General features: G+C 59.5%; 11 protein-coding genes and 1 riboswitch. Of the genes, 8 read left to right on the plus strand and 3 right to left on the minus strand.

Going from position 1 to position 14,461, the window contains the following annotated elements; translation table 11 throughout:
• Positions 1-45: 45 nt before the first annotated feature.
• Positions 46-2,316: a catalase/peroxidase HPI gene (gene katG, locus V6F91_RS08445; protein WP_332763431.1), complete on the plus strand. Its 2,271-nt coding sequence runs from the start codon at positions 46-48 to the stop codon at positions 2,314-2,316.
• An 82-nt stretch (positions 2,317-2,398) separates the two neighbouring features.
• On the opposite strand, the gene map is transcribed toward katG, so the two are convergent.
• Together map and V6F91_RS08455 are read right to left on the minus strand one after the other, a co-directional pair.
• Positions 2,399-3,190 (minus strand): type I methionyl aminopeptidase, encoded by a 792-nt coding sequence (gene map, locus V6F91_RS08450; protein ID WP_332763432.1) that lies wholly within the window; start codon positions 3,188-3,190, stop codon positions 2,399-2,401.
• Positions 3,187-3,414 (minus strand): ParD-like family protein, encoded by a 228-nt coding sequence (locus V6F91_RS08455; protein WP_090284085.1) that lies wholly within the window; start codon positions 3,412-3,414, stop codon positions 3,187-3,189. Before V6F91_RS08455 ends, map begins: the two co-directional genes overlap by 4 nt.
• A gap of 372 nt (positions 3,415-3,786) precedes the next feature.
• Positions 3,787-3,979: riboswitch (cobalamin riboswitch) on the plus strand.
• A gap of 143 nt (positions 3,980-4,122) precedes the next feature.
• Between V6F91_RS08455 and V6F91_RS08460 the strand changes: the two genes are divergently transcribed.
• The 7 genes from V6F91_RS08460 to yecR all read left to right on the plus strand — a co-directional run bounded on the left by V6F91_RS08460 (position 4,123) and on the right by yecR (position 12,824).
• On the plus strand, positions 4,123-5,136 hold the full coding sequence (locus V6F91_RS08460; protein ID WP_332763433.1) for an ABC transporter substrate-binding protein: 1,014 nt from the start codon (positions 4,123-4,125) through the stop codon (positions 5,134-5,136).
• Complete coding sequence (locus tag V6F91_RS08465) at positions 5,133-6,149, plus strand: FecCD family ABC transporter permease (protein ID WP_423815321.1); 1,017 nt, start codon at positions 5,133-5,135, stop codon at positions 6,147-6,149. Before V6F91_RS08460 ends, V6F91_RS08465 begins: the two co-directional genes overlap by 4 nt.
• Complete coding sequence (locus V6F91_RS08470) at positions 6,146-6,910, plus strand: ABC transporter ATP-binding protein (protein WP_332763434.1); 765 nt, start codon at positions 6,146-6,148, stop codon at positions 6,908-6,910. Before V6F91_RS08465 ends, V6F91_RS08470 begins: the two co-directional genes overlap by 4 nt.
• A gap of 1,072 nt (positions 6,911-7,982) precedes the next feature.
• The gene (locus V6F91_RS08475) at positions 7,983-9,359 is read left to right on the plus strand and encodes a pyridoxal-phosphate dependent enzyme (RefSeq protein WP_332763435.1); all 1,377 of its coding nucleotides are present in this window, start codon (positions 7,983-7,985) and stop codon (positions 9,357-9,359) included.
• The gene (locus V6F91_RS08480) at positions 9,356-10,528 is read left to right on the plus strand and encodes a cystathionine gamma-synthase (RefSeq protein ID WP_332763436.1); all 1,173 of its coding nucleotides are present in this window, start codon (positions 9,356-9,358) and stop codon (positions 10,526-10,528) included. Before V6F91_RS08475 ends, V6F91_RS08480 begins: the two co-directional genes overlap by 4 nt.
• A 326-nt stretch (positions 10,529-10,854) precedes the next feature.
• The gene (locus V6F91_RS08485) at positions 10,855-12,120 is read left to right on the plus strand and encodes a hypothetical protein (RefSeq protein ID WP_332763437.1); all 1,266 of its coding nucleotides are present in this window, start codon (positions 10,855-10,857) and stop codon (positions 12,118-12,120) included.
• A gap of 395 nt (positions 12,121-12,515) precedes the next feature.
• Complete coding sequence (yecR, locus tag V6F91_RS08490; protein ID WP_332763438.1) at positions 12,516-12,824, plus strand: YecR family lipoprotein; 309 nt, start codon at positions 12,516-12,518, stop codon at positions 12,822-12,824.
• Here the strand turns inward: yecR and V6F91_RS08495 are convergent.
• Positions 12,796-14,451, minus strand: a complete 1,656-nt coding sequence (locus V6F91_RS08495) for a hybrid sensor histidine kinase/response regulator (protein WP_332763439.1) — start codon at positions 14,449-14,451, stop codon at positions 12,796-12,798. The two genes, yecR and V6F91_RS08495, sit on opposite strands and share 29 nt — an antisense overlap.
• Positions 14,452-14,461: the final 10 nt, after the last annotated feature.

Consider the following 14,461-nt stretch of genomic DNA (forward strand, 5'->3'; position numbering starts at 1 on the left):
AAGTCGGCACCAGCCGGCCGCAGCAGACCTGATAGGGACTCGAACATGGCAAGCGAATCGAAATGCCCGTTCAACCACGCCGCCGGTGGCGGCACGACCAACCGTGACTGGTGGCCGAATCAACTGAACCTGAAAATCCTCAGTCAGCACTCGCCCAAGTCTGACCCGTTGGGCCAGGACTTCGACTATGCCAAAGCATTCAAAAGTCTGGATTTTCAGGCGCTGAAGCAAGATATCAGCGCATTGATGACCGATTCTCAGGACTGGTGGCCAGCCGACTTCGGCCACTATGGCCCGCTCTTCGTGCGCATGGCCTGGCACAGCGCCGGCACCTATCGCACCGCCGATGGCCGCGGTGGCGCCGGCTCCGGTCAGCAGCGGTTCGCCCCGCTGAACAGCTGGCCGGATAACGTCAGCCTCGACAAGGCTCGTCGCCTGCTCTGGCCGATCAAACAGAAATACGGCCGTAACATTTCCTGGGCCGATCTGATTGTGCTCACCGGTAACGTCGCGCTGGAGTCCATGGGCTTCAAGACCTTCGGTTTTTCCGGTGGTCGCGCCGATGTCTGGGAACCGGATGAAGACGTGTACTGGGGTTCGGAAACCGAATGGCTCGGCGGTGACAATCGTTACGGCAAGAGCAACGGCCCGGTACAGGAGCCCGGTGACGGTACGCTGGTAGCCGAACCGGATCTGCACGGCAAGGAAGAAAGCCGCACCGATCAGGGCGAACGCAATCTGGAAAATCCTCTCGCGGCGGTGCAGATGGGCCTGATCTATGTGAACCCGGAAGGTCCCGAGGGCAATCCGGACCCGGTCGCCTCGGCCAGGGACATTCGCGAAACCTTCGGCCGCATGGCCATGAACGATGAAGAAACCGTGGCGCTGATCGCCGGCGGTCACGCGTTCGGCAAGACCCACGGCGCCGGCCCGGCCGACAACGTCGGCCCTGAACCGGAAGCGGCCGGCCTCGAACAGCAAGGCCTGGGCTGGAAAAACGCCTTCGGCACCGGCAAGGGCGGAGACACCATCACCAGTGGTCTGGAAGTCACCTGGACCACCACGCCCACCCGCTGGAGCAACAACTACCTGGAAAACCTGTTCGGCTTCGAGTGGGAACTGACCAAGAGCCCGGCCGGGGCGCACCAGTGGAAACCGAAAAACGGCGCCGGTGCCGGCACGGTTCCACATGCCCACGACCCGAGCAAAAAGCTGTCGCCGACCATGCTCACCTCTGACCTGGCATTGCGCTTCGACCCGGCTTACGAGCAGATCTCGCGGCGCTTTCTGGCAAATCCCGAGCAATTGGCCGACGCCTTCGCCCGCGCCTGGTACAAACTGATCCACCGCGACATGGGCCCGCTGTCTCGCTACCTCGGCCCGGAATTGCCCAACGAAGAGTTGCTCTGGCAAGACCCGCTGCCTGACGTCAGCCATGCGTTGATCGACGACAGCGACGCCGCTGCGCTGAAAAGCAAAATCCTCGCCTCAGGCCTGTCGGTTTCGCAACTGGTCTCGACGGCGTGGGCGGCGGCCTCGACCTTCCGCGGCTCGGACAAACGTGGCGGTGCCAACGGCGGGCGTTTGCGTCTGGCACCACAGAAGTTCTGGCAAGCCAACCAGCCAGAGCAACTGGCCCATGTGCTGCAAACCCTGGAGGGCATTCAGGGCGAATTCAATGGCGCAAGCACCGGCAAGAAAATCTCGCTGGCGGACCTGATCGTGCTGGCCGGCAATGCCGGGGTCGAGCAAGCCGCACAGAACGCTGGCCATTCAGTGAGCGTGCCGTTCTCGCCAGGGCGCGTGGATGCCTCGCAGGAACAGACCGATGTCGAGTCGTTCGGCTTCCTTGAACCGATTGCCGACGGTTTCCGCAATTACAGCAAGGGCAAGTACACCGTCGCGGCTGAAACCCTGTTGATCGACAAGGCGCAACTGCTGACCCTCACCGCCCCGGAAATGACCGTGCTGCTCGGCGGTCTGCGGGTGTTGAATACCAACGTCGGGCAGACCCGACATGGTGTCTTCACCGATAAACCCGAAGCGCTGAGCAATGACTTCTTCACCAACCTGCTGGACATGGGCGTGGAGTGGAACCCGACGACGCGTGATGCCGATGAATTCGAGGGCCGCGACCGCAAGACCGGTGCGCCGAAATGGACCGCCACGCGAGTAGATCTGGTGTTCGGTTCCAATGCGCAGTTGCGCGCGCTGGCCGAGGTGTATGCCAGTACGGATGCGCAGCAGCAGTTCGTCAATGACTTCGTCAAGGCCTGGACGAAGGTCATGAACCTGGATCGGTTCGATCTGAAATAACGGCCAAAAGAAAACGCCGCTTGCTCAAGCGGCGTTTTTTTATGCGTTGGAACTCAGGGGTGCCTGACCGCCAACCGCAGTATCAACCGATAGCCGCATACCCCTCGATCTGATCCGGCCACGCCGTCAGCACTTCAAATCCGGTCTCCGTCACCGCCACCATGTGCTCCCACTGCGCCGACAGCGAGCCATCCCTGGTCAGCACCGTCCAGCCATCAGGCATGTTCTTCACGTGGCGTTTGCCGGCGTTGAGCATCGGTTCGACGGTGAAAATCATTCCCGCTTTGAGTTTCATCCCTTGGTTGGGAAAGCCGTAATGCAGAATCTGCGGTTCATCGTGGTAGATCTTGCCGATGCCATGGCCGCAATACTCGCGCACCACGCTGAAGCCTTCCTTTTCGGCGAGGCTCTGAATCGCGTAACCGATATCGCCCAGCGTGGCGCCCGGTTTGACCGCGCGAATACCCGCGCACATGGCGTCATAAGTCGTCTTGATCAGATGTTGCGCTTCCGGCGTGGCCTCACCGACCACGTACATGCGGCTGGTGTCGCCGAACCAGCCGTCCTTGATCACGGCGATGTCGAGGTTGAGGATGTCGCCATCCTTCAGCGGCGTGGCGGACGGAATGCCATGGCAGACCACGTCGTTGACCGAGGCGCAGACGGTTTTCGGGAAGCCGTGATAACCGACGTTGGCCGGGACGGCTTTCTGTACGTTGACGATGTAGTCGTTGCACAGCCGATCCAGTTCATCGGTGGTCACCCCGGCCTTGACGTGGGGCACCAGCATGGCCAGCACTTCGGCGGCCAGTCTGCCGGCCGCGCGGGATTTTTCGATCTCGTCCGCGGTGTTGAGCTTGATCTGGTTTCTCATGCGAGGGCGACTTCCTGTGTCAGTTGGTGCAGGTCGAGCCCGCCATTCTGTTCGGCGCGGATCAGCAAACGGCAGATTGCGCTGTGGTCGAGGTTGGGGTGCAACTCGGCGAGCATGCCGATACGCATCCAGTGCTCGGCCTGCGCGTTGATCGAGCGACTGAGTGCGTTGCTGGAGATGCGCAGGTTTTCGTGCATGTCTTCGGAAATTTTTACGATGCCCATGGGTACAATCCGATACGAAGTGTATATGGATCGTATATTAGCCGTGGGGGTTCGCGGATTGCAAATCCGGGTTATGGCTTTGGGATTTTCAAGATCGGGAGGTTGGTGGTACGAAGCATGCGGTCCGCTTTGGACTTGTGGTGGCCCTGCCCCTCACCCCAGCCCTCTCCCCCTGGAGAGGGAGCCGATTCTGGTTGGTTTTGAAATTTGCATTCGACTCGGTTATTCACGTCGACGCATCTCTTGCATCCACCACGTTCAGTCCCCTCTCCTCTGGGAAAGGGCCAGGGTGAGGGGCTTTTGATTTGCATTGATAACTCGCATCAATCGCGACCCGCCAACAGATTCATCTCCCCCTCAACCGCCCAAATCGTCTACCATGCCGCCGCCGGTTTCCGCATGGGATTAATAGGGAATCCGAGGTGCTTGTTCAGCATCGATCGGAACTGCCCCCGCAACTGTAGGTGCCGAGCCTGTTCCACGACTGCCACTGGGTAACCCCGGGAAGGCCGGAGCCAGGCGAAGACGCATCAGTCAGGAGACCTGCCGGCACAATGACTACTAACCGGCGGGGTGTCCGGGAAGGACATCGTGCCGTGCGCGTTTTTTTGCGCGAAGACCGGCCTTGCACTGTTTGCTGACAGCGCTTGATGGTGTGTTTCCAAACCGTACCCGCCCTCCCCGTACGGTTCCATTGGAGACTGCCCCATGCTGCTGCCCCGTATTGCCACCCTGCTCACCAGTCTGAGCCTCTGTGCCTTGGCGCAAGCGGCGCCCACGGTTTATCCGCTGACGATCGAGAATTGCGGCAGCAGCCTGACTTTTCAGCACGCCCCGGCACGCACGGTCACCATCGGCCAGGCCGGCACCGAAATGCTCTATGCCCTGGGTCTTGGCGACAAAGTCGTCGGTACCTCGCTGTGGTTCAACGACGTGCTGGCGAACTACAAGGCGCAGAACGACAAGATCGAGCGCCTCGCCAATAACGAACCGAGTTTCGAAGCGGTGATCGGCAAGCGCCCGGAGCTGGTCGCGGTGGAGCTGGAATGGATGGTCGGCCCGCAAGGTGCGGTCGGCACCCGCGAGCAGTTTCATGAATTGAAGATTCCGACCTACCTGCTGCCCTCCGACTGCGAAGCCAAGGACAATCTCGTTGGCTCCGATGGGACGCGCCTTGCACCGTTTCGCATCGACAGCATTTACAAGAGCGTGAGCCAACTGGCAGCGATTTTCGATGTGCAGCCGCGTGGCGAACAGCTCAACGAACAGCTCAAGGCCAGCCTCGCGCAGTCGGTCGCCACGGCGAAAACCCAGCAGCGCAAAGACGTCAGCGCAGTGGTCTGGTTTTCCAGCGCCGAGATGAACATCGAGCCGTTTGTGGCCGGGCACAAAGGCGTTCCGGATTTCATGCTCAGCACCCTGGGCGTGCGCAATGTGGTCGAGTCGGATGAAGAATGGCCGACCGTGGGTTGGGAAACCATCGCCAAAGCCAACCCGACTTTCCTGGTCATCGCGCGCATGGATCGTCGGCGTTTCCCGGCTGACGATTACCAGAAGAAGCTCGCCTTCCTGCGCAGCGATCCAGTGACGCGCAACATGGACGCGGTGAAACACAACCGCATCATCATCCTCGATGCCATGGCCATGCAGGCCAGCCTGCGCACCTTCGACGGCCTCGCGCAACTCGCCGCCGCCATCAATGCCTACGACCTGGCGCCATGAGCAGACGCCTGGTCCGTTCGCTGCTGGTTGTGCTGACGCTCGCGCTTGCGCTTATCGGCGGCGTGGCGATCGGTGAAACTTCGATCGAGCCGAGCGTGGTTCTGCAAGTGCTGGCCAACAAGCTGTGGGGCGCCGGTCATGTGCTCGACCCGATCGATGAAGGCATCGTCTGGAATTACCGCCTGACCCGCGCACTGGTCGCCGCTGCCTGCGGCGCCGGGCTGGCAACGTGCGGGGTGATCTTGCAGTCGCTGTTGCGCAATCCGTTGGCCGATCCTTATCTGCTGGGCATCTCCGCCGGGGCCTCGACTGGCGCGGTAATGGTCGCCTTGCTAGGCGTCGGTGCCGGGCTGGTGTCGCTGTCGGCCGGCGCGTTTGCCGGTGCGGTGACGGCGTTCGTGCTGGTGATTCTGCTGGCACGGGTCAGCGGCTCGGCCAACGGCACCGGGCAGATCATTCTGGCCGGGATTGCCGGTTCGCAATTGTTCAATGCGCTGACAGCGTTTCTGATTACCCGCTCGGCGAGTTCCGAACAGGCTCGCGGGATCATGTTCTGGCTGCTCGGCAACCTCGGCGGTGTGCGCTGGCCTTCGGTGTGGCTGGCGGTGCCGGTGGCCTTGCTCGGGCTGGTCGTGTGCCTGTGGCATCGGCGGGCGCTGGATGCGTTTACCTTTGGTGCGGATTCGGCAGCGTCGCTCGGCATCCCGGTGCGCCGCGTGCAGATTCTGCTGATCGGTTGCGCCGCGTTGGTCACGGCCGTGATGGTCTCGATTGTCGGTTCGATCGGTTTTGTCGGCCTGGTGATTCCCCATGCGGCGCGGTTGTTGCTCGGCACGGGGCATGCTCGATTGCTGCCAGCGAGTGCCTTGGGTGGCGCAGTGTTTCTGATTGCCGCCGATGTGTTGTCGCGCACCCTGATCAAGGGTCAGGTGATTCCGGTCGGGGTGATCACCGCGCTGGTCGGCGCGCCGGTGTTTGCGCTGATTCTGGTGGGCCGGAGGTCGGCGCGATGAACGCGGTATTGAGTTGTTCGCAACTGAGCTTCAAGGTGCGTGGCGCTGAGTTGCTGCGAGCTGTGAGCCTTGAGGTGCAACGCGGCGAAACGCTGGGCATTGTCGGACCGAATGGCGCGGGCAAATCGACCTTGTTGAAACTGTTGGCCGGCCTGCGCGAGCCGAGCGCTGGCGAGGTACTGCTCGACGGTCAGCGCCTGTTCAAATTGGCGCGCCGCAGCGTTGCGCAGAGACTCGCGGTGGTCGAGCAACAGGCCGATACCGACGACGGCATTCGCGTGTTCGATGCGGTGGCGCTGGGGCGTACACCGTGGTTGTCGGCGTTGCAACCGTGGTCGGCTGAGGACGCTGCCATCGTTGAGCAGGCACTGGAGGATGTCGATGCGGTGCACTTGCGCCAGCGCATCTGGCGCAGTCTGTCGGGGGGTGAGCGGCAACGGGTGCACATTGCCCGTGCACTGGCGCAGCGGCCGCAGATTCTGTTGCTGGATGAGCCGGCCAATCATCTCGATATTCAGCATCAGTTGACGATTCTAAGTGTTGTGAAAGCGTTGCCGGTGACTACGTTGATTGCGCTGCATGATCTGAATCAGGCGCTCAAGTGTGATCGTCTGGCCGTGCTGGAGCGTGGGGAGTTGGTGGCGTTGGGCAAGCCGCTGGAGGTGCTGACGCCGCAGCGCTTGTGGGAGACGTTTGCGGTTCGGGCGCGGTATTTGACTGATCCGTTTGATGGTGAGCGGATTTTGCGGTTTCACTCGTAATTTGGGGGGCAGGCCTGTTTTTTTGATTGGGGGCATATCCGTTGCTGCGGGTGCTGCGGCTTAGGGTTTCGCCCTTACGGCGAGGCACTTTTTCCAGACGCCGAAAAAGTACCCAAAAAGGCTTGCTCCTACGTACGGCCCTCGCAGGCTCGGGTTCCTTCGCTGCGGGATCGCTCCGGCCGCAGCGGTTACGGTTTGCTTCGCTGCACCTACTTCCGCTGTGTCTGGCTGCGCCAGACGGTCGCTGCGCTCCCACGCCCGGATCAATCCCTCCGCTCAGCCTTCCGATGTCGCCGGTGACGCAAGATCAAGAGCACTCGAGCTGGCGCTCATTGTTGAGTGGTTAGAAGCGTCGCATGGCTTGGGATTTGCGGTGAATTCGCCCCTCACCCTAGCCCTCTCCCCCTGGAGAGGGAGCTGATTTGCGTTGGCTTTGACATCGAGTTCGACTCGGTATCGCACGTTGGCGCATCTCTCACATCCACCTCGATCAGTCCCCTCTCCCTCTGGGAGAGGGCTAGGGTGAGGGGCTTTTGATTGGATGACTGCGCTCCAACTGTGGAAATGCAATCAAATGTGGGAGCTTGCCTGCAAGCGATGGCGGCCTGACAGCCGACCCGGCTTTGAGAATGTACTCAATCCAAGTGTAGGAGTGAGCCTGCTCGCGATAGCGGTGGGTCATTCCGCACTTCGGTGGCTGACGGATAGCCTTCGCCAGCAGGCTGGCTCCCACAGTGGATTCGTGCGTTGCCCAAGCCTTGCCTGCCCCGCGAAACCGGTGGGAGCCAGCCAGCTGGCGATTTGGGCAGTCTCCGCCACAAAAACGCTGTAGAAAATCTCCTCGATGTTCAAGCGATTCTCGCTTGAATGCCGCCCTTTGGAAACTCAATGACGCGTCAGTGTAAACGCTGTCAGACCCGTCCGGCGCGGCGCTGATTTCGTTCTATCGTTAGATCAAACTGGCTGCACCAACGCAGGACTAAAGGTTGCGACGGATGAGCGCTGAGCCTATGTTGCACGCGAGTCTTTCTTCGCGACTGGAACGCGATCAACACCATCAAGAGGTGAAGAAATGTCAAAGGAATCACGCCCTGCCGTCCTTGGGCTGATAGGCAATACTCCGCTGGTTCAGGTCACCCGTTTCGATACCGGCCCGTGCACGCTGTTTCTCAAACTCGAATCCCAAAACCCCGGCGGCTCGATCAAGGACCGCATCGGTCTGGCGATGATAGATGCCGCTGAACGCGACGGCCGTTTGCAAGCCGGCGGCACCATCGTTGAGGCGACAGCCGGCAACACCGGCCTCGGTCTGGCCCTGGTTGGCCGCGCCAAGGGCTACCGGGTGGTACTGGTGGTGCCGGACAAAATGTCCACCGAGAAAGTCCTGCACTTGAAGGCCATGGGCGCCGAGGTGCACATCACCCGCTCCGACGTCGGCAAGGGCCATCCCGAGTATTACCAGGACGTCGCCGCGCGTCTGGCGAAAGACATTCCCGGCGCGTTTTTCGCCGACCAGTTCAACAACCCGGCCAACCCGCTCGCCCACGAATGCAGCACCGCACCGGAAATCTGGGCGCAGACAGAACATGATCTGGATGCGATTGTGGTGGGCGTCGGTTCGGCCGGTACGCTGACCGGTCTGAGCCGTTTCTTCAAACGGGTGCAACCGGATCTGGAGATGGTGCTGGCCGATCCGGTCGGTTCGGTGATGGCGCAATACAGCCGCGATGGCAGCCTGCCGACACCCGGTTCATGGGCCGTTGAAGGCATCGGTGAAGACTTCATCCCATCGATCACCGACCTCTCCAGCGTGCGCCACGCCTACTCGATCAGCGATGCCGAAAGCTTCGATCACGCGCGCCAGTTGCTCAAGGCCGAAGGCATTCTCGGCGGCTCGTCGACCGGCACTCTGCTCGCCGCCGCGTTGCGTTATTGCCGCGAGCAGACCGAGCCGAAGCGCGTGGTCAGTTTCGTCTGTGACACCGGCACGCGTTACTTGTCGAAGGTCTACAACGACCAGTGGATGACCGATCAGGGCTTGTTGCAACGCAAAGGTTATGGCGATTTGCGCGACCTGATCGCTCGGCGATTCGAAGACGGCCGGGTGATCAGCGTCGGCCCCGACGACACCCTGCTGACCGCGTTCCAGCGCATGCGCCTGGCCGATGTTTCGCAACTGCCGGTGCTGGTGGAAGGTAAACAACTGGTGGGCGTGATCGATGAATCGGACATCCTCATGGCGGTGCACGAAGACGCCGCGCGCTTCAGCCAATCGGTGTCAAGCGTGATGACCGACAAACTGCAAACCCTCGCCCCCGGCGCAACCCTGGCCGAGCTGGAAGCGGTGCTCAGTCGTGGTCTCGTCGCGATCATCGCCGATGCATCGGGCTTTCATGGCCTGATCACCCGCACCGACATGCTCAACCAATTACGGAGATCCCTTGCATGAGTCAGCACCACGATAAATCCCAAGGCTTCGCGACCCGGGTGATCCACGCCGGGCAACAACCGGACCCGACCACCGGCGCGCTGATGCCGCCGATCTACGCCAACTCCACCTACCTGCAAGACAGCCCCGGCGTGCACAAGGGTTTCGATTACGGGCGCTCGCACAACCCGACGCGCTTCGCCCTCGAGCGCTGTGTGGCGGACCTTGAAGGTGGCACGCGCGCGTTCGCTTTCGCCTCGGGGTTGGCAGCGATTTCCACGGTGCTGGAATTGCTTGATGCCGGTTCGCACATCGTCTCCGGCAATGACTTGTACGGCGGCACCTTCCGCCTGTTCGACAAGGTCCGCCAGCGCAGCGCCGGGCACCGTTTCAGCTTTGTCGATCTGGCTGATCTGTCGGCGTTCGAAGCTTCGTTACAGGACGACACGCGCATGGTCATGGTCGAAACGCCGACCAACCCGCTGCTGAGCCTGTCGGACCTGGCTGCCATCGCCCGCATCTGCCGCGCCCGCGGGATCATCTGCGTGGCCGACAATACGTTCGCCAGCCCGTACATTCAGCGCCCGCTGGAATTGGGCTTCGACATTGTGCTGCACTCGACCACCAAGTATCTCAACGGCCACTCCGATGTGATCGGCGGTATCGCGGTGGTCGGGCAAAACGCCGAACTGGCGGAGAAACTCGGCTTCCTGCAAAACGCGGTCGGGGCGATCTCCGGGCCGTTCGATGCCTTCCTGACCTTGCGCGGAGTGAAAACCCTGGCGCTGCGCATGGAGCGGCACTGCAGCAATGCGCTGGATCTGGCGCAGTGGCTTGAACAACAGCCGCAGGTCAAACGCGTCCATTACCCAGGCTTGGAGTCTCACCCGCAACATGAACTGGCGAAACGGCAAATGCGCGGTTTCGGCGGAATGATTTCCGTGGACCTCAACAGCGATCTCGCCGGCGCGCGGCGGTTCCTCGAGAACGTGCAGATCTTCGCTTTGGCGGAAAGTCTCGGCGGCGTGGAGAGCCTGATCGAGCATCCGGCGATCATGACCCACGCGACCATTCCGGCCGAAACCCGCGCGAAACTGGGGATCGGCGATGGGCTGGTGCGGCTGTCGGTAGGCGTTGAAGACGTCGAAGACCTGCGGGCCGACCTGGCGCAGGCGCTACGCGCGATCTGATACTTGCAGGAAAGACACGGCCCGCACGAAGCGGGCTTTGCTTTTTCAGCGCTGCAATACTCGAGCAGGCGGCCTGCTGGTCGCTGGCTTGCAAGGTTTATCGGGCTTCCACAGTACCGGGCCAATTGAAAGGTAGTGCCTCGGCTGCTTCACACGGTATAGGCGCTGGATCTCAGCGCGGAAATCTTTCTAATCGTGTACCTTTCGGAGCGCGCCTGTGCGTACCCGAAAACACAAGTGTAGAAATAATCGCCTGCCTCACTTCGCCCCTTGGTCAAAACAGTACATGGAATACGGCGCACGCTTGTTAATTACAGGGAAAAAAAATGAATGATTATAAAAATCTAACTAAAGCGATAATAGTTTTGCTTTTTTTACTTAATTCGACCACTGCATCGGCAGTGCTTTCGCCGGAGCAGCAGGCAGCCAAGGAACGCGGTATTTCACTATACAAACAAGAAAAAAATGCTGAGCCTGAATTGCGCATTGCCGCTGAAGCCGGCGATGCAGAAGCACAATTTTATTTGGCGCAACAACTTCACCAACAAGAACTTGGTACAGCGCTAGACCCGAAAGAATCTCTAAAGTGGTTCGTAGCCTCCGCAAGCCAAGGTAATTTATTATCGCTCTATCAATTGTCTCACAACGTCAAGCTGTGTGTTGCTGCTCGATTTTGTCCGAAAGGCGAAAAAAGCTGGGATGAATGGCATCAAGAGTTCAAAAAGACGCTGATGGAGAAATTTGCCTCAAATGATTTGCAACAACTAGGCGATCTAAATGATTGGGTGGCGCAGTCGGATGTTGTAGGAGAGTGGTTTCATCTACAGGATGAGCTTCGTTATGCAAAACGTCACAGGGTGGAAGATACCCGTGAATGGCTGGTCCATTCTGCCCATCAAGGAAATTTTAACTCCCTGCTTCGTCTGGCTCTAGATGATGGAGATACATTATGCACCATCGTTAAGGATTGCCCGAAGGGCGATAAAACTCAGCACGAATGGAAATTAGAATTTGAAAAAATTGCACGAGAAAAAATTGCTTCGGGTGACATGGAAGCTGCATATTTATTATACGTAGGCAACTCTGACTTTAATATGCTGATTAAATCAGCAGAGGGAGGCTACCCACTCGCCCAATATCAGCTTGCCGAAAGTTATTCAGCTGGTGATGGTTTTTTTTGGTGGTTTGGGCAGCGCCGCAAAGAAATCAACAAGTGGTATAAGCGAGCGGCTGAAAATGGCTATCCAAAAGCAATGATTGCATATGCAGCCTCTATTTATGAAGACAATGGCGATCTATCAATTTCCCGGTACTGGCTAGAAGAATCTGCGAAAGCGGGTGACAGCAATGGTATCGGTTTGCTTGCTCGAGAGTATGCAAATAATCCGAATTACTATGGCTTTCCATTTGACAGGGTTAAGGCTTATGGCCTTATGTTCTTTTTAACCGGCTTGGATAATGACAAGTCTGAAATAGAGCATGATCGGGAGACATTAGAAAAGTATTCCAAAGAAATGACACCCGAACAAATCGAGCAAGGCAAGGCTTTTGCAGAAAGATGGAAGGTCACTCACTCGCTTGAAGGCGTTTAATCTGAGCGGCCAGCGGGATCGGAAACAAATGTCAAGCTTCGTGCTTAAAGTTGCTGAGGCCATCGTTGTAATTATCCATGCGATCAATGACGGCTTACTGCCGATCCTGCCATCTGACGTTGCCTGCGGGCCGGACTTTCGCGCTGCGCGTTCAGCCAGGCCAAGCAGCCGGCCCGTTTCATCCCTTCGGGCTTCCATCCTTAACGTTTTCGGCCTCTCAATGACGGGCGACTCATTTGAGTCGCCCGACGCTGCACTAGCACATTTGTGCTAATCGACCCTCCGCCCCCTCGACGTTATATTCCCTGCACCCCCGAGACGCTCCCGACGTTGCCCTTTCGCAGCGTGCGGGATCGTTTTGCCTGCAATTTAGAACGACACAAGGAAGAAGCACCATGAAATCCCTGATCGCAACGCTCACCCTCAGCGCGCTGTTCCTTACGGGTTGTGCCACGCCGAAACAATGGGAGGCCACCGGCGGCAGCAAAACCGATGGCATCGTCCAGGTCTCTTATGAACTGGGCCAATTCGAAAGCGGCCAGACCAACGCCGAACAGGGACTGACTATCGCCGCGCAACGCTGCAAAACATGGGGCTACAAAAGTGCCGAGGACACCGGTTCGGAAAAAAACATCTGCCGCACCATGGGCAAGTTCAATTGCCTGCAAACCACCATTACTCAGGATTACCTCTGCAAGCGATGACAGCTTGGTCATCTCCACGCTGAATCAGTCGGTCACGCAGGGCGCGCAGCGTCGTGCGTAACTCGGCGGGGTGCACCGGTTTCGACAGAATCGCAATCTGCCGATCAAGCAAGGCCGCCTGAATCCTTTCGACGTCGTGGCCGGTGACGATCATCGCTGGCACTGCCCAGCCGCGCTGCCTGCGCACTGCATCGATGCATTCGATGCCGGTGGCGTGGGTGCCGAGGTCATAGTCGGCGACAAGGATGTCGCAGTCGGTGACCAAGTCTATGGCCGACCATTCGGCCTGAACGACACAGCCCCAGCGCTCGAGCAACGTCGACGTCGCCAGCAACACGTTGCGATCATCCTCCACCAGACACACCTTCAGCCCCGTCAACAAACCCACCTGTCGCGCTTCACCGCGGACAACCCGTGACTGCGGCGCCGCCACGATTGGCAACCCGGCAAGAGTCACCGCCGTGCCGCACCCTACGCGCGAGCGCAGAGCAACGTCCACATCGATCAGTTCACCCAGACGCTTGATGATCGACAGGCCCAGCCCGACACCCTCGACATCTTTGTCGCGTATCTGCCGCACCCGATAAAACTCCTCAAACACCTTGTGCAGATGCTCTTCGGCAATGCCATTGCCGCAGTCATGGATGACGATAGCCAGCCCTGCCCCGCGTTTACGCACGCCGATCAGCACCGGCCGCTGCGCGCCGTATTTGAAGCAGTTGGAGAGCACGTTCTGCACCATGGTCGCCAGCAGCGCCGGGTCGGTCCTGACCCAATGGTGACAGGGACGCAAACGCAGCTCGACACCCGCCCAACGGGCCGCTTCCTGATGTTGGCGGACGATGTCCGCGAGCCATTCGCCGAGGTTCAGCGTTTGCATTTTTGCTTCGACCCGGCCGTTATCGAGGGTGTAGAGGTCGAGTATCGAACGGAACAACTGCGAAACGTTGAGCAGTGAACGGTCGATGTTATCGACCAGTCTGCGTTCGCTATCGCCCAGGCGCGACTCGCGCAGACACGCGGTGAACAAACCGATGGAATGAATCGGCTGACGCAGGTCATGACTGGCCTGAGCGAGAAAGCGCGACTTCTCCAGATTGGCCGCCTCTGCCTCCTCCGACGCCTTGCGCGTACGCTCGAGCAGCAGGTGGGCGTAAAACGGAATCACCGTGCTGGTGATCATCAGCATCAGGACCATGAACGGTTGCGCCTGCCAGTAGGGCGTCAGGCGATAGACCGCCAGCAGCGCCAGCAACGCCAGACCAGTGGCCACCGCCAGATAGCGCGAGCCATAGCGCATGCCGTTGCCGAGGTTGACCCAGACCATTACCGCGTACAACGGCAGCGCGGCTTCGCCGCCGACTACCAGACCGAAACAGGTGCCAGTGTAATCGTGAACCATGGCAAAAATCCGCCGCGCCGGATAATGCCCGGGCCAGCGCGCAATGGCCTGACGGAACACAATGGAAGCCAGCAAAAACAGGCTGATGTAGGTAATGACCGGCAGGTAGGTATCGACGCGATGGCCGGGCACAAAGCTCAACCCGATCATGTAAACCACAGCGATGGCCGCGATGATGATGCGCAGATTGGCCTGATCGAGTTCGGTGTTTTTCTCGAATTTCATGTAAACGTCC

Source organism: Pseudomonas koreensis (assembly GCF_036668835.1).
Lineage (GTDB): Bacteria > Pseudomonadota > Gammaproteobacteria > Pseudomonadales > Pseudomonadaceae > Aquipseudomonas > Aquipseudomonas koreensis_I.

Bases quoted from the DNA above. Each gene is read 5' to 3' on its own strand.
- katG (WP_332763431.1), top strand. From the start codon at position 46: ATGGCAAGCGAATCGAAATGCCCGTTCAACCACGCCGCCGGTGGCGGC.
- map (WP_332763432.1), bottom strand. From the start codon at position 3,190: ATGAGAAACCAGATCAAGCTCAACACCGCGGACGAGATCGAAAAATCC.
- V6F91_RS08455 (WP_090284085.1), bottom strand. From the start codon at position 3,414: ATGGGCATCGTAAAAATTTCCGAAGACATGCACGAAAACCTGCGCATC.
- V6F91_RS08460 (WP_332763433.1), top strand. From the start codon at position 4,123: ATGCTGCTGCCCCGTATTGCCACCCTGCTCACCAGTCTGAGCCTCTGT.
- V6F91_RS08465 (WP_423815321.1), top strand. From the start codon at position 5,133: ATGAGCAGACGCCTGGTCCGTTCGCTGCTGGTTGTGCTGACGCTCGCG.
- V6F91_RS08470 (WP_332763434.1), top strand. From the start codon at position 6,146: ATGAACGCGGTATTGAGTTGTTCGCAACTGAGCTTCAAGGTGCGTGGC.
- V6F91_RS08475 (WP_332763435.1), top strand. From the start codon at position 7,983: ATGTCAAAGGAATCACGCCCTGCCGTCCTTGGGCTGATAGGCAATACT.
- V6F91_RS08480 (WP_332763436.1), top strand. From the start codon at position 9,356: ATGAGTCAGCACCACGATAAATCCCAAGGCTTCGCGACCCGGGTGATC.
- V6F91_RS08485 (WP_332763437.1), top strand. From the start codon at position 10,855: ATGAATGATTATAAAAATCTAACTAAAGCGATAATAGTTTTGCTTTTT.
- yecR (WP_332763438.1), top strand. From the start codon at position 12,516: ATGAAATCCCTGATCGCAACGCTCACCCTCAGCGCGCTGTTCCTTACG.
- V6F91_RS08495 (WP_332763439.1), bottom strand. From the start codon at position 14,451: ATGAAATTCGAGAAAAACACCGAACTCGATCAGGCCAATCTGCGCATC.